Raw genomic sequence first — 17,136 nt, 5'->3', positions numbered from 1 at the left:
TTCCAAAATTTCTTTTTGATGTGTTTTAATAATTTAATTATTTGAAATAACCACAACGGTCCCGTCTTTAAGATTATTCATCCCGAGAGTTACAATTTTATCTCCGACGTTTAATCCGGACACAACTTCAATAAGTTTTCCGTCTGTGATGCCGGTTGTTATTGTTTTATAGTATGACTTGTTATCGTTTATCAGATAAACTCCGTTTGTGTTATTTGATTTCACGACTGCAGCGAGGGGAATGACACGTGCGTCTTTCTTAGTTTTAAGATTAACATTTACCCTGCAAAACATTCCGGGCTTAAACCATCTGTCATTTGTGTTTGAAAAGATTGCCTGCATTTCAAATGTGCGTGATTGAACATTTGCAGATTTAGAAAGCTGGAAAATTTTTCCTGATTGAATTACATCAGGATTCATTTCTGAATATATCTGAACTTGTTGTCCGGTATAAAAACTTGGTACTTCGCTCTCGCCAACATTAAACTTGGCTTTCATTCTTGATATGTTTGCTACTGTAGCCATAACAATCGCAGGGTTTGCAATCTCACCTATGTTTACATTTATTGCAGTAACAACTCCGGAAATTGGAGAAGTAATTTCGACTGTGTTCTTTGCGGCATCAAAATTTGCTTTTGCAACTTCGAAACCTGTTTGAGTCTGATCCAATGCTTGTCTTGATACAGCACCCTCGTTGAATAAATTTTTCATTCTTTCATAATCTTTTTGCGCATTAAGAAAAACAGCCTGCGATTGATAAAATTGTGAGGAAGCTCCGCCTTTGTCCAGTTCGAACATAACAGTTCCTGCCTGAATATGTTCACCGACGCTAACTTTTATTCCCACAATTCGCTCAGGGATTTTTGAAACAATGTTCGCTTGCTCTTCGCCTTCAAGTGTACCACTAAACGATCTTGATATGTTAAGTTCACTCAACTTAACTACTTCTGCTTCAACAGATACTGTGTCAGTATATTCGGTTTTGGGTGGATTGCTCTCCTGCGCTTTTTCCCCGCAAGCATTTAACATAGAAACTAAAACGAGTGACGAAGTTACTGTCAGGGCTGTAAAATGATTCTTAAAAAATTTTTTCATATAAGATTAGGTCTCCTTTATCAAACAATTAAATTTTTACTTTTGATCATCATTGAAATAAGAAAGATATAGCGGATTTGTTCTGCCAAGAAGCTGATCAAGTTCATATTTTGTAATCAGATATGAATGAACCGCCTGCACTCTGTTTAACTTTGCCTGTCTGAGGTCCTGGTCGGCGTTTTGTAATTCAAGCTGGCTGCCTGCTCCTTCGTTGTATCTTACCTTTGAAATATCGTACGCTCGCTGTGCAAGTTTAACTGCACGTTCCTGCACTTCAATTAAAGATTTTACTCTTTTGATCTCCTGAATTTTAGAATTTACTCCGAGTATTGTAAAATCCTTTAACTGTTTTAGTTGTTCTTCTGTTTGCTTTACTGTAATTGTTGACTGTTCAACCGCATTTTTAGTGCGGTTTCCCTGCCAGAGATTAAATGATAATCTTAATCCGACAAGTGAGTAATTATAGTTTTGGAATGCCCATGAATCTGAGGATCCGGCGTAAGTGTAATTACCAAAAGCTGCCAGTGTTGGCCAATATTCGGAAACATCTAACTGAACAAATGCTTCATCAACCTGTCTTTTTAATTCCAGACTTTTTATATCAAAGTTAGAATGTAGTGCTTCCTGAATTAGTTCTTCCTCGTGGCTAATATCTATTGAGTCAAGCTCTATCGTTCCCGATACATCTATCTCGGCGGATTGGTTAACACCAATAACCATCTTCAAACCATCTTTTGATGTTATTAAAACATTTTCCATTTTAAGTAAAACTGGTCTGATATTTTCAACCCGCACTTCAGCCTGAAGCATATCAAATTCTGAAACCATTCCCTGGTTATAGAGAGCTTTAACATTATCAAAATTTTCCTGAGCGTTAGTAAAGCTGCCTTCTGTAATGTTAAGAACTGCTTTTGCCAGAAGAACACCATAAAATGCATTCTGCACTGATAAAACTGTTTTAGAGACTGTGTTATCTAACTCTGCTCTGGAAAGGTCATAATAAGTTTGCGTTGCCCCGATTCCTTCAAACACTGCGGAGCTAAATAAAACCTGCGTCAATGTAACCGAAGCTGAATAAGAATTGTCCAGCGCAAACGACTGAAGTGTGTTTTCAACAGGAAGAAATTTACTTTCATCCCTGGGTATCACATTTTCATCGAAGAGAATGCTGTAGGTCGCGTTGGTAAGTAGTGCCTTAAAATCCGGGAATGGCATTTTTGGTTTTTTCAAGTAATGAGAAAAATCCGCTGCAATATCAAAGCTTGGTAGTGCATACCCAAATGCTTCTCTAACAGCAGCGGTTGACTTTTCCACATTTAGAGATGAAATTTTTATTTCTCTGTTGTTTTTAAGAGCCAGTTGAATTGCATCATCAAGCGTGAGAATCTGCGGCTGTGAATATCCAATATCAGACAAAAACACAAGCAGCGTTATTAAAAGCAAAAAATATTTTTCCATTAGTTACTCAAAATTGATTTTTTAGGAAAGACTAAGTTAGTCATGAATATTTTGTTCATGATTATTATTGAAGAAAAGTTTTGGCTGTAAATTTAACTAATCCTTTATAAAAATGAGTGTAATACGATAGAATTTATTTAAGAATCTTTGTTCAGCGGTATCAAAATTAACAGACGGACAAATACTACATTTTGACAAGTATCACACAGGAGCTAGAAATATGGGTTTTAGACTGTGATGTTTGAGCATTAAGCAAATAATAAATTGTTTGTCAGAAGGGGTTTGAAAAGGATATTTTGAAAAACTTTAGGTATTCGTTTTAAAATTTGTAATACAGGTGATTTACAGCATATTCAGATTATGCTTTAATTGTTCTAATTTAATTTAAACCTGTTTGAAACAGATCTATTAGCCTTGAAAGTCCCGATGCTTTCGAAATTGATTTTAATGGTGGTTCATTTAAATATTTTATTCTTACTTGATTGATAGTTTCGGTCTCGAATGATTTTATTTCCCCAATCTGTTTTAAAGAAAGAATCAGAATTATTGTTTTTAGTGTGGTTGCTTTTACACGTATTGTGTTGGGCGAATGTCTTCCGGGATGAATATGAATATATCGTTCAGGATTTTCACCAAGCCGAAGTATCCAGACAGATTTGTCTTTCATCGGTAGAAGCCGATAATCTTTGTCGTTCACCGAAAGCCATTTAACATATTGTTCCAATGAAAATATTTTTTTCTGTTTTAATGAACTCATAACCTCGTTTGAAATTTCTTTAGGTGAAAGATTTCCCAGATACAGGTCCATTTGAGATCCGCCAATTTTTGAAAGACATGAAGTGAGCGCTTCTACATCTTTTTTGCTTTTGATTTGTTCTATTTGGTTTTTTATAAACCCGGCGTGATGTTTCCAACAATTAAAATTTATTGACTGCGGGATGAAACCGTTTATGTCCATGATCTTATCAAATCACAAAATTGATTGCTGAGTGCTTTGATAAATTTTGAAATATCAGATTGCGTACTATTTCCGATGGAACAATGACGTTAACATTGAGACTAAAATATTTCCCCCTGCGGCTGATATTAGATGGGGTAAGATCATATTCAAGATCCTTAACGATCTCTTCAACAGCAGTTATCATCTGCTGGATGTTTGTCCCGATAATTTTATAAGACCATTTGCACGGGTAGATAATTTGTGGTTTGTTATTTTCGCTATCAAATATCATTTGCACTTTATCTTTTCTCTATTCTGTTCTGTTAAATTATAGATTTTTCATTATTAAAAATCCTGGTTTTCTTTTTCCTTTCCAATGACTCTGAAAATAACAACTTATTCTTTGTTTACTATAAAAACACCGGTCGTGATAAGTACTCCGCCCAATATCATCATTAGAAAAATTTCCTCGTGAAGAAAAAATGAAGCAGCGATAACTGTAACAAGGGGCTCAAAGTAAAGGAATGCGCCAACCTTTGCTGACTCCATATCTCGTAATGCTTGCGCCCAGATTACATAAGCAATCCCTGAACAAAATATTCCCAGAAATAAAATCGAAATCCACCCGGTCGATGAGAGATTAATTACTGAGTCAATGACCGTAGAATTAAGATTGAATGGAATAATTATCAGTACCATCATAATAAATAAATACAGAATTGTCATAAGCGGTGAGTAAGTGAGTGATATTTTTTTATTAATCATAGAATAAACACCCCAGGTAAATGCACTTCCCAGAACAAGTAAATCTCCCTTATTTTGTATCAGCCCGATATTAAAAATATTTCCTTTGCCAATCAGAAGTAATAGACCGGCAATGGCAATTAAAATTCCGGTGATTTGGAAAATTGATATTCTCTCTTTGTAAAATATTAATCCAAGAATTGCCATAAAGATCGGAGCTGTCCCAATTATCCAACCTGTGTTAGATGCGGTTGTGTACTGAAGTCCTGTGACCTGTATCCAAAGATGAAAGACTGCTACAAGCGCAAGAAAAAGAATCCAGAGATGGTTTTTAAGATTGACAGCAAAAGATCGTTTAGTAAAAATCGCTATTGCCGAGAGAAGAAGGCTTGCTAAAATCAACCGAAGAATTATTATCGTGACTGGCTTTAATTCATAAAGCAATGTTTTTGTTGCAACGAAGGAAGTTCCCCAGAAAATTACTGCCAGCAGAATTTGCAGATATTGAAAGGCTTTAATGCTTTTCAAGATTTACTAATTTGATTTTTCCGTTTTCTTCGCGGAGGAATAATTCTCCAGATCATAATTTATAACTTTGCCTGGCATATTAACTCTTGCTATTTCAACTTCTGCATCATTGAAAAATTTTGTTGCAAGCGTATCATGATAATCAGAAAAGACAACAACCCTTTTAATTCCGGCTGCAATTAATGCTTTTGCACAGGTCGTGCAGGACATATTTGTTATATATGCTGTTGCGCCTTTAATATTAATTCCATGAGTTGTTGCCTGAACAAGAGCGTTTATTTCAGCATGGTTAGTTCTCACACAATGATTGTCAACAATCAAACAGCCAACTTCATCACAATGAGGTTGACCTGGTAATGAACCATTATATCCTGTTGCGAGCACAAACCTGTCTTTTACAAGAACACACCCACAGTGCATTCTCGGGCATGTTGCTCTTTCAGAGGCAAGCATTGCAAGTTTAAGAAAATACTCGTCCCATGAAGGTCTTCCGTTTGAACTCATATAATTACAATTATTAATTTATAGAATAGAAAATTTACGAAGTGAAATTTAACTGATTTTTAAAATAATACAAGAATATGAAATGCTTTTACAACACAGATATCCCCAAATATTCAAAGATATTTTTAAGAAATGTAATGGAAGCCGGAAAATTGTAACTCGTTCAACTAATAAAATTATTGTTAATCAGTATTTCTCTTGCATACAAGTTCGCTGCATCCTTAGCAGAATTTTTAAAAGTAATGAACACTTCTTTGCCTTCTTTTTTCAGTCTATCAAGATTTTTTCTGTCCATTCCTCTTGAAATTACAGCACTACAATCATTAAGTGGTGAAAAAATTTCGGTATCTGTTTTCACAGCTTCATCTGTTTTAGTCTCGCGGTACTCAAGGTTGTGTATCCTGGCATCTATGATCTCATATACAACATATCCTTTCGTCCGGAGAAACGGAGATTTTATTGTTACTCCATCATTGGATTCGATTGCAATTCTCATCGCATGATCCCTCCTTTAAATAATTGATTGTTGTTTTAGTTGTTCTTCCTCAAATTGAATATGACCTTCTTAATTTGGGTCTGGCTTTTTTTGCAAATCTTTTGTGAGATATTGCTCTGTAAATTTTTTTACTGCTGCAAATCGGGCATTGTTCGGGTGTTAGTTCGCCTGATCTGATATCCCAATAATATCCGCACCCTTCGCATTGATATTTTTTTGATCTCATAACTAACCTCAAATAACTTTGTAAATCAGTTTTAATTAAATCATAATGGAAAAGAACAATGAGTTGTGTTCGATGAAACTTAAGACCAGTTTCATTATTATCTCAACTACAAGATAACATTTTAAATCTAATAGTCAAGTGAATTCTGGAGAAACGAGAGGGCGGAAGTAATAATAACCGATAACAAAAAATTATTTAGCGGACTAAATCATTTCAGATCATCTCCGAAAGCAGTTCCTGACGCGGGTTTGCAATGATAACTTTGTTAACGAGCAATCCTTTTTCAGAAACAACTTTTGCCCCGGCATCAACTGCGCTTGTGACCGCCGCAACATCACCGGTAACACTAAAAAAAGCTTTGCCACCAAGAGCCATTGCCAGACGTAATTCAACCAGCTCAACTTTTGCTGATTTAACAGCGGCATCTGCAGCTTCAATTAGTGAAGCAACTGAATATGATTCTACTATTCCGAGTGATTCAAGCATTTGTATATTATTGTGTCCGGCTATCGCTGGAAATATTGTCGGATGAACATTCGGAATTACAAATTGATCAATCACTCCAAATCCGATTATGTTCACGGCATTATCAACTGCCGAAGTTACTGCTGCAACATCGCCAGCTATCAAAGTCATATATTTTCCGGAACAGATAGTTCTTGAAATCATTAGTTCTACTTCGGAAGTTTTAAGCATAATGTCTGCAGCTTGTATTCCGGAAGCAATGCTTCCCATTTCGATTAATCCGATTGAATTTCTTGTGATCATTTTAACTCCTTATGACTCAATAAAAATATTTTCTGTCGTTACTTCTTTAACTTTCCCGTTTATTGACGAATGAATATTCGCTCCCAGTTCACCCTCGGGAACTTTACCGATTAACTGTCCGGCATCCACTTTATCGCCTTTTTTTACAACAGGCAGTGCTGGTTTTCCAATATGTTGTTGAAGCGGAATTCTGACTTTTTTAACTGATATATTTTCCGGATTGAATGGCGCTTCAACATCATAATCCTGAAGCTTTAATTTCATTATTAATTGTGAAAGAGGAACTCTTCTGCCATCTTTAATCGGATGAACTTTCACCGGTTTCTGCTGAATGAATTTTACATCAGCTTCTCTCATCTCAATTTTTGCTTTATTACAGACTTCTTTGGGATAAAGATCTTCTGGGCAGGCATAGAGAGTGCAAAGTCCGCAGGAACAGCAAAGTTCTGCCATCTGATTCCATACGGCGGCACCTGTTTTTGTAAAACCAAGTGATCTCATAACTTTATGCGGCTCAACCTGATAGCCGAGTAAATAGCGCGGACAAAACTCGGTGCAATAACTGCATTGATCGCATGCAGATTTTCCAATCCGATGCCAGTTATGTTCCGGTTGATTTTTTCTTTTGATTAGATAGTGATCCTTTGGAAGAACAATAAGTCCGGCTGTAGTTTTCTTAACAACTTCATTTAAATCAAAAGTAAGATAGCCCATCATCACGCCGCCAACAAATATTCCAAAATCTTTTGTTTTGATTCCGCCAGCAAATTCAAGCACATCTTTAAAGCTTGTTCCAATGGGAACAAAAAACGAAGATGGTTTTTTTACCGCTCCGGCAACACAAATAAATTTCTTTGTAACCGAAATATTTTTTTGAGCAAGAGAAATGTTGTAAAGTGTTTCCACATTATTAACCACGCATCCAATATCAAGCGGAATTCCTGCCGGAGGAATTAATCTGCCGGTTGATGCATATACTAATTCGAATTCATCTCCGGAAGGATAAAAATCACCGAGTTTTGTTAATTCTGTTTTCCCATTCAGGTGTTTGCTTATTGCCAAAATTACCTTTTCATTTTTTTCTTTTATACCGAAAAAACTTTTTTTTGCTGAGGTGCTCTCCATCAGCAATTCAAACCCGTGAACAATTTCTTTTGGAAAGTTTAACATTAGTTCATAATCTTTATGAATAAGTGGCTCACATTCAGCACCATTTGCAATAACAAAATCAACTTTGTTTTTCGCTTTTATGTGAGATGGAAATCCAGCACCGCCTGCGCCGACGACTCCTGCGTTTAATATTTTTTCATGAAGTGTCATTTGCAATATTTTAAAACCATTCCTTTTAACGTTTCAATCCACAGTGGATGATCATTTAAGCTTTCAACAAGTTGAACTTTTTCCCCGCCGTGTTCTTCAAATAATTTTTGATATTCAACACCAATCTCAATTAGTGTTTCCAGGCAATCGGCAACAAATGCCGGACTGAAAATCAATAATTTTTTCGCTCCTTTTTTTGCCTGGTCAACTATCATCTTATCAGCAAAAGGTTCGAGCCAGTCCTTATCTAATCTTGATTGAAAGCAAACAGTATATTTTTCTTTTGATAGATTTAACCTTTGGGCAATTAGTCTTGTTGTTGCATAACAAGTTGCTTTGTAACAAAATTGATTTGCATCGTTTATTTCCGTTTCACAATTGTGCTTTTCGCAGCCGGCTCCATCTTTATGAACTTTATCAACTTGCCGGAGAGGGAGTCCGTGATAGCTGAATAATATATGATCATAATCAGCAGGTTCATATTTCTTCGATTGTTCAACAATGGCATCAATATATCCTTTGCCATCATAAAACTGGTTGACGAATTTTACTTCGGGAATAACCCACCACTTGCTTACAAGCTTCATTACTTTTTCGATAACCGATCCGGTTGTTGCCGAGGCATATTGTGGAAATAGTGGTATAACCAAAAGTTTCTCATAATTTTTTTTGTAAATATCTGCGAGGACATTTTCAATTGACGGATTTTTATATCTCATGGCAAGGTAAACATCAAATTCATTTCCAAGTGCGTTTTGTAATTTCTCCCGAACAGATTTTCCGTAATAAAGTATCGGTGATTCTTTTATTCCATTAGGTAATCCATTATTCGCCCAAAGGTCCTGGTAAACTTTTGCCGACTTTGGGGCACGAAACGGAACAATAATTAAATTCACAAGTATTGTTCTGGCAATTGCAGGCATATCAATTACTCGTGGATCATTTAAAAATTCAAAAAGATATTTTCTTACATCGCCTGTTGATGAGCTGTCAGGTGTTCCCAGATTTATAAGAAGAACGGCTGTTTTATGTTGCATAAGTTAAGGGGAATCCATTTGTATAAGTTTCAATATGAAATTTAACAAGTCTTGAATTGAATATTAAATAAAAAGTTATTTAACGCTTGGTTTTTCATTTCGTCTGACGCCCCAATTTCCTGAAATCTTTCCGCACGATTGCTGAAAAAATATTTCCTGATTTAAGGCTATAATCGCAGGAAATTAATTTTTATTTGGCTTCTGCCTTGAAAAAAAGTCAGATTATTTTAAATTGGTTTTGCCATCTGTGATTTTCTGAAGCTACGGTAAATACCATAAGAATTAATAAAAAAACGAGGTGAACATGACATATAAATCCTATATGCTGCACAATTATAAAAGTATTCCACAGGTTGCAAATCTTTCTGATGAATTAATTGAAGCAATTGATGTGGTTGGATCTGTTCTGCCGTTTAAAACAAATAATTATGTTGTTGAAAATCTTATTGATTGGAAAAAGGTTCCTGATGATCCGATTTTTACTTTAACTTTTCCCCGTAAAAACATGCTTCGTGAACATCACTACATTATTATAAAGAATGTTATTTCAAACGGCGCATCAAAAAGTGAAATAAAGGAAGCCGCAAATAAAATCAGGCTGGAACTTAATCCTCAGCCAGCAGGACAGCTTGATCACAATGTCCCGCAAATGAACGGAGAAAAAGTTTTCGGCATGCAGCATAAATACAGAGAAACTATTTTGTTCTTCCCGGGGCAGGGACAAACCTGTCATGCATACTGCACTTTTTGTTTTCGATGGCCGCAGTTTGTAGGAATGGACGAATTGAAATTCGCATCAAAGCAGGCGGAGATTCTTTCAGAATATATTTCTCAAAATCAGGAGGTAACTGATGTCCTCTTCACTGGTGGCGATCCATTAATTACGAAAACCAAAATTCTTGAAACATATATCCGCCCGCTTCTTGAAAGTAACTTAAAACATCTCCGTCATATCCGTATCGGGACAAAAGCTTTGGCATACTGGCCATTCCGGTTTCTTGCAGATGATGATGCTGATGATTTATTGCGGCTTTTTAGTGATGTAAAAAAAGCCGGGAAACATCTTGCCTTTATGGCTCATTTTAATCATCCGGTTGAACTAAAACCTCCGGCTGTTAAACAAGCAATCGACAGAATTTTAAAAACCGGTGCAGTTATAAGAACGCAATCTCCAGTACTAAAGCACATAAATGATTCACCGAAACTTTGGGCTGAGATGTGGCAAAAGCAGGTTGCTCTTGGATGCATTCCTTATTATATGTTTGTGGCGAGAAATACCGGCGCAGATCATTATTTTTCTCTCCCCCTGGTTGATGTCTGGAAACTGTTCAGAGAAGCGTATCAATCTGTTAGCGGGATTTGCAGATCAGTGCGTGGACCAAGTATGTCCTGTCTTCCCGGTAAAATGCAGATACTTGGAGTTAATGAAATTGGCGATGAAACGGTTTTCACAATGCGATTTATTCAAGGCAGAGGATCTGATTGGGTGGCTAAATCTTTCTTTACCCGGTTTGATGAGAATGCAACGTGGTACACCGATCTCAAGCCTGCATTTGGTGAAGATAAATTTTTCTTTACGGATGAGCTAAACAATATTCTTAAACCTAATGAAACCGAAATAGATTTCGAATAATTATATGCATAACCAAAATTCTTTTTTTGATCTAAGCCTTAATCTTAATGTGCGGGGCATGTCCCTGTCAGCAACTCTTTACATTAATGAGTTATCAAATAAACTTAAGGAACAGGGGACAAAAATTTACAGGTTCGGACTTGGTTATTCGCCATTTCCGGTTCCCCAAATTGTTGTTGAGGAATTACGTGCAAACGCATTTCAGAAAGATTATCAGCAAGTAAAGGGTCTGCTTTCATTGAGAGAAGCCGTTGCAGATTATCATTCAAGAAGAAACGATCTTCAATGTAATGCTGAAAATATTTTAATCGGGCCCGGCTCAAAAGAATTGATGTTTCTTCTTCAATTTGTTTATTACGGAGATATACTTATTCCAACACCAAGCTGGGTTTCTTATGCACCGCAGGCAAAAATAATCGGAAGACAAATTGTGTGGATCAACAAGAAAGAAAATCACAGATGGAGATTACTGCCGGATGATTTACACAGAATTTGTATGTCTGATCCTTCACGACCACGTTTGGTAATTTTAAACTATCCTTCAAATCCAACCGGTGTTACATACAGAAAAGAAGAATTGGAAGAACTGGCTTCGGTAGCAAGAAAATTCCGTGTTATTGTTTTATCGGATGAAATTTATGGAGAACTAGATTTTAGTGGAACCCATACTTCGATTGCCAGGTTTTATCCGGAAGGAACTATTATTTCGGGAGGTTTGAGTAAATGGTGCGGCGCCGGCGGCTGGAGACTTGGCACATTTACTTTTCCTGATTCTCTAAAGAATTTAATTGATACAATGGCTGCGGTTGCAAGTGAAACATTCACCGCTACCAGTGCACCAATTCAATATGCGGCTGTGAAAGCTTTCAAAGGTGGAATTGAAATCGAAAGATATTTGTGGAATGCAAGGAAGATTCTGAAAGCACTTGGTGAGAAAATTCGTGGTGTTCTTACTTCTGCTGATATTGTATGCCCTGAGCCCGACGGTGCGTTTTATCTTTTCTGCAATTTTAATAATTATGCGGACAAACTCAGAGCAAAAAATATTTTTACCAGCGCGGAGATGACTACAAAATTACTTGAGGAAACCGGCGTTGCTATTCTTCCCGGTAGTGTTTTTGGCAGACCCGAATCAGAATTTACTGCAAGACTTGCTTATGTTGATTTTGATGGATCCCGTGCTCTTGCCGCAGCAGAAACTTTCAGTCCCGAAGATCAGATTACAGATGAATTTTTGACCATCTACTGCTCGCCGATAATTGACGGTGTAGAAAAAATTGCTGCCTGGATAAAATCAATTTAAGATTATTCTGTTTCCATTCGTTTATATTCTGTTCATTGATGGATATTTATCCTTAACTTTGCAGAAAAATTTTCAACAAACTCTCCGGAATGTATGATCAAAAAGAATATGTTTGTTTTGTTTGAGTTGATTCTACTTTTCTTTACACTGCAAACCGTTTCTTCTGCACAGGTTGTTAATATTAAAATAATCGAAACAAGCGATGTCCACGGTGCTTTATTACCTTTTGATTTAGTTAACAATATTTCAACTACAAGTTCACTTGCCCAGGTTTATACTTATGTACAATCGCAAAGAAATAAAGAAAGCCAGCAGGTAATTTTGCTTGATAATGGTGATTTGATTCAGGGAGATCCAATTTCTTATTACTATAATTTTATTAATGAAACCGGACGAAATGTATTCGCCGATGCTTTAAATTTTATGAACTATGACGCCGCAACAATCGGAAATCACGATATCGAAACGGGTCATGAAGTTTATGATAAATTCAGAAATGAAATTAATATGCCCTGGCTTGCAGCGAATACAACGAATATTAATACCGGGGAAACGTACTTTGAACCTTACACAATTATTGAGAGAAGCGGTATCCGTGTTGCCGTTCTTGGGTTAACGACGCCCGGCGTGACAAGCTGGCTGCCCGAAAAACTCTGGTCGGGTATTATGTTTGAGGATATGATTGAATCTGCTGAAAGGTGGGTTGAGATAATTAAGGAAAAAGAAAAACCTGACCTTCTTGTGGGATTATTTCATTCTGGTGTTGATTATACTTATGACGGAGAAGATGAAAACACTTACAAAAATGAAAACGCATCACAGCTTGTCGCCGAGAGGGTTTCTGGTTTCGATATTGTTTTCGTCGGTCACGATCATCAGGGATGGAATTTTAAAACAACTAACGTCAGTGGAGACAGCGTTTTAATCCTTGGTCCAACCTCAAGGGCAAGAAATATTGCCGTTGCTGATATTCAATTTGAATATGACCGCTCGTCATCAAAATGGATCAGAAAAAACATCGCGGGCGAAATTATCGAAACTAAAAATTATAAACCCGATGATTCTTTTATGAATAAGTTCATGATGAATCTTAACATTGTAAAAAATTATGTGACCAAACCAATCGGACGGTTTACAAAAAGTATTTCGTCAAGGGAATCTTTGTTCGGACCATCTGCGTTCGTCGATTTAATTCATAAAATACAATTAGACATTACAAACGCAGACATATCGTTCACTGCGCCGTTGTCATTCGATACTGAAATTGACTCGGGCTGGGTTTATGTGAAGGATGTTTTTAAACTATATCACTATGAAAATTTTCTATATACTATGAAACTATCCGGCGAAGAAATTAAAAACTATCTCGAATTCTCCTACGGCGGCTGGTTCAATCAAATGAAAAATGAAAATGATGACCTGATTCTTTTTAAAAAAGATGAAAACGGAAACATTAAATATTCTGACAGATACGGAATACCTGAAACCGAAGAAAGATTTTATAACTATTCTTCCGCAGCAGGATTAAATTATATTGTAGATGTTTCAAAACCAGCAGGAGATAGAATAACAATAAACTCTTTATCGGATGGAAAATTATTTTACCCCGATTCTATTTATCTGACTGCGATTAATTCTTACCGCGGAAGCGGAGGAGGAGGTCACCTAACCCGCGGAGCGGAGATTCCTCTGGAAGATTTACCAGGTAGAATTGTTTCATCAACAGAAAAAGAATTCCGACATTCAATGATTCAATGGATTGAAGAAAATAAAATAATCACTCCTGAAATCATAAGTTCATGGCGAGTCGTTCCTGAAGACTGGTGGAAAAAAGGGAAAGAAAAGGATTATCAAATACTATTTAAATAAAATAATAGAACGCAGATGACACTGATTGGGCTGATTTACACTGATTTTTTTATCTGCTTAACCTGCGTCACCTGCCTACCGTCAGGCAGCTCAGCGTTCGATTTCTTATAAGGATTAAATTTTATGAATACAACTAAAAGCAAAATATTATTTGAAGAAGCAAAAAAATATATCCCGGGTGGAGTTAACTCTCCCGTCCGCGCATTTAAATCAGTCGGCGGCGATCCGTTATTTATAAAGAAGGGAAGGGGTTCAAAGTTCTGGGATGCGGATGGAAATAAGTTTATAGATTATATCGGAAGCTGGGGACCTCATCTGTTCGGACACAATCCATCATTCATAATAAAAGCTTTATCAGAATCTATAAAAAACGGAACGAGTTTCGGTGCGCCAACTTCACTTGAAGTTAAAATGGCAAAAATAATTACCGAACTTGTGCCTTCAGTTGAAATGGTGCGAATGGTAAACAGTGGAACAGAAGCAACAATGAGTGCAATTCGTGCTGCGCGTGGTTTTACAGGAAGAGAAAAATTTATAAAGTTTGAGGGATGTTATCATGGACACGCAGATTATTTTTTAATCAAAGCTGGTTCCGGTGCTTTAACTCTCGGTGTTCCAACTTCTCCCGGTGTTACAAAAGGAAATGCGGCAGATACACTGCTTGCTGATTACAACGATATTAATTCAGTAAAAAAATTAATCTCGTCAAATAAAAAGCAAATTGCTGCAATTATAATTGAACCAATTGCCGGGAATATGGGAGTCGTGAAAGCAAAAGATGAATTCATAAAAGAGTTACGTGCAATTTGCGATGAAGAAAAAATAATTTTGATTTTTGATGAGGTGATGACGGGATTTCGTGTTGCTGCAGGTGGTGCGCAGGAAGTGCTCGGAATAAAACCAGATCTTTCCACTTTCGGAAAAATTATTGGCGGAGGTTTACCTGTTGGTGCTTTTGGCGGGAAGAGAGAAATAATGGAAAAGATTGCACCCGTTGGACCTGTTTATCAGGCAGGAACTTTAAGCGGAAATCCTCTTGCAATGGCTGCTGGTTATGCTGCGCTTAAATATATTAAGAATCATCCGTCGGTTTATAAAACGCTCGAAAAGAAATCTGCATATCTTGAAGAAGGTTTCAAGGAAAATCTGAAAGCGGCTGGAAAAAATTATGCAATGAACAGAGTTGGTTCGATGATGTGCATGTTTTTTACTGAACAGCCGGTTGATGATTTTAAATCTGCGGTGAAATCAGATACGCTTCTTTATGGAATATATTTTCACGAAATGCTGAAAAGAGGAATTTATCTTGCACCGGCACAGTTTGAAGCTTTGTTTGTCTCAACTGCTCATAGCAAAGAAGATTTGGATAAAACGATTAAGGCACATAAAGAATCACTGACAGAAATATTAATTTAAGCTAAAACATAAACGCCGATTTTTATCGATGAAGCCAAAAATAATTCTCGAGACGGGAAAACATCACAATATCAACGTGGTGTTTTTAAGATTCCCGAAAGATGCCGGGTTAATTTCTGCAGTTAAAACACTTGGTGTTGCAAGATGGAGTAAAACCAAGAACAAATGGTTTATTGCTAAAGACAGATTTGAGTTAAGTAAACTGATTGGTGCGCTAAATGATAAGGCAATTATAGAAACTGCTGGTTTAGCAGAAAAGCCCTTGTTTAAAGTTTCTGCAGAAGTTGAAAAGAGTTTATCTAAACTAAAGTTGTGGATGGAACACAAGCGATACAGTGCATCAACAATTAATACATATCTGGATGCCGCAAAATCATTTTTAATGTTTGCCTTTCCCAAGCCGGTAAAAGATTTAACAAATGATGATGTGGTACGATACGTTAATGAATACATCATAAAAAACGGACTGAGTTTTTCATATCAAAACCAGGTTGTAAATGCAATTAAACTTTTTTTTAGAGAAGTAGAGCACAGCAGCTTGGATGTTGATATTATAGCAAGACCAAGACGTGAATATAAGTTGCCAAATGTGCTTAGTAAAGAAGAGGTCTCTTCAATTCTGAAAGCCCACACAAATGTAAAACACAAAACTATGCTTAGTTTGATTTATGCCTGCGGTTTACGAAGAGGCGAGTTGCTGAATCTGAAACTAATAGATATAGATAGTAAACGGGGGCTGTTGAATGTTAGGCAGGCAAAAGGAAGAAAAGACAGAATTGTGCCTGTTTCAAATAAAGTGATTGAAATGCTGCGTGAGTATTATAAAATGTATAAACCAAAGAACTGGTTATTTGAAGGACAAAACGCCGGCGAAGAATACAGCGAAAAAAGTTTACAGAATGTGCTTAAACAGGCATTAGTAAAAGTTAAAATTAACAAACCTGTAACACTGCATTGGTTAAGACATTCTTATGCAACACACTTGTTAGAATCAGGTACCGATCTAAGGTTTATACAAGAATTACTCGGTCATAAAAGCAGTAAAACAACCGAGATTTATACACATGTATCAACAAAAAGTTTACAAAAAATAAAGTCGCCATTTGATGATTTATAAAAAAATTTATTTAAGTTTGGAAAAATAAAGTCTCACGTTAATGAGACCTATACAGCTAATTGTGGTTGTATTCGTCTGACTTTGTGAGACCTATAAACGAGTTAGCGTTCATTGTAAAAAGACAAAACAGACGACAGAATGACAAAGTTATTTTTGCTGCATAAAGACAAAAAAGGAAACGGAAACCCACCGCACATTCAGGCACATTTGGCTTTGCCCGACACAAAAGCCAACGCTTCGCAAAGCCAAAAGAGCCTTCATTTTGCTGACCCACGAAAAAAATAATGAAAGCTTGTAAAGTGAAAATATTTATGTATATTTGTCAAATATTGACAAGTTAAATTTTACAAGTCTATGAAAGCAACTTTCGGAGAATATATCAGAGAACTAAGAACCGATAAAGGGTTAACATTAACAGAACTTGCAGCACTTCTTAAACTTGATTCTGCTAACTTGAGTAAAATTGAAAACGGAAAACGTGAATTTGACGAGAAGCGGTTAGATAAATTAGCAACTGCATTTAGCCTTAACCTTGAAGAATTGAAAACGGAATATTTTAGTGACCAATTTGCCAAGAAAATGTATCAATACAATTGTTCTCCAAAAACATTAATTGTTGCTGAAGAAAAAGTTAATTATTTAAAAAGTGTAAATGTGAAACAAGCCGAAATAAAATTCTAAC

At 36.3% G+C, this 17,136-nt stretch carries 17 protein-coding genes; 6 read left to right on the top strand and 11 right to left on the bottom strand.

All coding sequences use genetic code 11. The annotated features are described in order from the left end of the window. Positions 1 to 33: 33 nt before the first annotated feature. The 11 genes from HND39_06135 to hemH all read right to left on the bottom strand — a co-directional run bounded on the left by HND39_06135 (position 34) and on the right by hemH (position 9,116). Entirely contained in the window at positions 34 to 1,095 is a 1,062-nt protein-coding gene (locus tag HND39_06135; GenBank protein ID QKJ95894.1) for an efflux RND transporter periplasmic adaptor subunit, read from the bottom strand. A gap of 36 nt (positions 1,096 to 1,131) precedes the next feature. Continuing rightward, positions 1,132 to 2,553 (bottom strand): TolC family protein, encoded by a 1,422-nt coding sequence (locus HND39_06130; protein QKJ95893.1) that lies wholly within the window; start codon positions 2,551 to 2,553, stop codon positions 1,132 to 1,134. A 379-nt stretch (positions 2,554 to 2,932) separates the two neighbouring features. Further along, on the bottom strand, positions 2,933 to 3,361 hold the full coding sequence (locus HND39_06125; GenBank protein ID QKJ95892.1) for a hypothetical protein: 429 nt from the start codon (positions 3,359 to 3,361) through the stop codon (positions 2,933 to 2,935). Positions 3,362 to 3,518: 157 nt separating this feature from the next. Further along, a complete protein-coding gene (locus tag HND39_06120; protein ID QKJ95891.1) occupies positions 3,519 to 3,791 on the bottom strand; it encodes a DUF493 domain-containing protein in 273 nt (90 codons plus the stop codon). Positions 3,792 to 3,889: 98 nt separating this feature from the next. Further along, on the bottom strand, positions 3,890 to 4,756 hold the full coding sequence (locus HND39_06115; GenBank protein QKJ97902.1) for a DMT family transporter: 867 nt from the start codon (positions 4,754 to 4,756) through the stop codon (positions 3,890 to 3,892). Positions 4,757 to 4,771: 15 nt separating this feature from the next. Next, positions 4,772 to 5,269 carry a dCMP deaminase gene (locus tag HND39_06110; protein ID QKJ95890.1) on the bottom strand — a complete coding sequence of 166 codons (498 nt, stop codon included), beginning with the start codon at positions 5,267 to 5,269 and terminating at the stop codon, positions 4,772 to 4,774. 163 nt (positions 5,270 to 5,432) lie between these two features. Beyond that, positions 5,433 to 5,765: a hypothetical protein gene (locus tag HND39_06105; protein ID QKJ95889.1), complete on the bottom strand. Its 333-nt coding sequence runs from the start codon at positions 5,763 to 5,765 to the stop codon at positions 5,433 to 5,435. A gap of 49 nt (positions 5,766 to 5,814) precedes the next feature. After that, complete coding sequence (locus HND39_06100; GenBank protein QKJ95888.1) at positions 5,815 to 5,991, bottom strand: hypothetical protein; 177 nt, start codon at positions 5,989 to 5,991, stop codon at positions 5,815 to 5,817. Positions 5,992 to 6,204: 213 nt separating this feature from the next. After that, a complete protein-coding gene (locus HND39_06095; protein ID QKJ95887.1) occupies positions 6,205 to 6,759 on the bottom strand; it encodes a BMC domain-containing protein in 555 nt (184 codons plus the stop codon). A gap of 9 nt (positions 6,760 to 6,768) precedes the next feature. Continuing rightward, positions 6,769 to 8,079, bottom strand: coding sequence for an NADH dehydrogenase subunit (locus HND39_06090; GenBank protein ID QKJ95886.1), 1,311 nt, complete (start codon positions 8,077 to 8,079; stop codon positions 6,769 to 6,771). Further along, positions 8,076 to 9,116, bottom strand: coding sequence for a ferrochelatase (gene hemH, locus HND39_06085; GenBank protein ID QKJ95885.1), 1,041 nt, complete (start codon positions 9,114 to 9,116; stop codon positions 8,076 to 8,078). The genes HND39_06090 and hemH overlap by 4 nt, the downstream gene beginning before the upstream one ends. A gap of 304 nt (positions 9,117 to 9,420) precedes the next feature. On the opposite strand from hemH, the gene HND39_06080 reads away from it, so the two are divergent. From HND39_06080 to HND39_06055, 6 genes are all read left to right on the top strand, one after another. Continuing rightward, positions 9,421 to 10,749 (top strand): lysine 2,3-aminomutase, encoded by a 1,329-nt coding sequence (locus HND39_06080; GenBank protein ID QKJ95884.1) that lies wholly within the window; start codon positions 9,421 to 9,423, stop codon positions 10,747 to 10,749. Positions 10,750 to 10,753: 4 nt separating this feature from the next. Further along, entirely contained in the window at positions 10,754 to 12,052 is a 1,299-nt protein-coding gene (locus tag HND39_06075; GenBank protein QKJ95883.1) for an aminotransferase class I/II-fold pyridoxal phosphate-dependent enzyme, read from the top strand. Positions 12,053 to 12,160: 108 nt separating this feature from the next. Next, positions 12,161 to 13,921 carry a bifunctional metallophosphatase/5'-nucleotidase gene (locus HND39_06070; protein ID QKJ97901.1) on the top strand — a complete coding sequence of 587 codons (1,761 nt, stop codon included), beginning with the start codon at positions 12,161 to 12,163 and terminating at the stop codon, positions 13,919 to 13,921. Positions 13,922 to 14,044: 123 nt separating this feature from the next. Beyond that, entirely contained in the window at positions 14,045 to 15,337 is a 1,293-nt protein-coding gene (hemL, locus tag HND39_06065) for a glutamate-1-semialdehyde 2,1-aminomutase (protein ID QKJ95882.1), read from the top strand. Positions 15,338 to 15,365: 28 nt separating this feature from the next. After that, complete coding sequence (locus HND39_06060) at positions 15,366 to 16,454, top strand: site-specific integrase (protein ID QKJ95881.1); 1,089 nt, start codon at positions 15,366 to 15,368, stop codon at positions 16,452 to 16,454. Between the two features lie 354 nt (positions 16,455 to 16,808). Then, a complete protein-coding gene (locus tag HND39_06055; protein ID QKJ95880.1) occupies positions 16,809 to 17,135 on the top strand; it encodes a helix-turn-helix transcriptional regulator in 327 nt (108 codons plus the stop codon). The last annotated feature ends 1 nt before the right edge of the window (position 17,136 follow it).

This window comes from Ignavibacteriota bacterium (assembly GCA_013285405.1).
Classification (GTDB): Bacteria; Bacteroidota; Ignavibacteria; order Ignavibacteriales; family Ignavibacteriaceae; genus IGN2.
The sequence above is the reverse complement of the archived record's forward strand: the minus strand, read 5'-3'. Positions and strand labels throughout refer to the sequence as shown.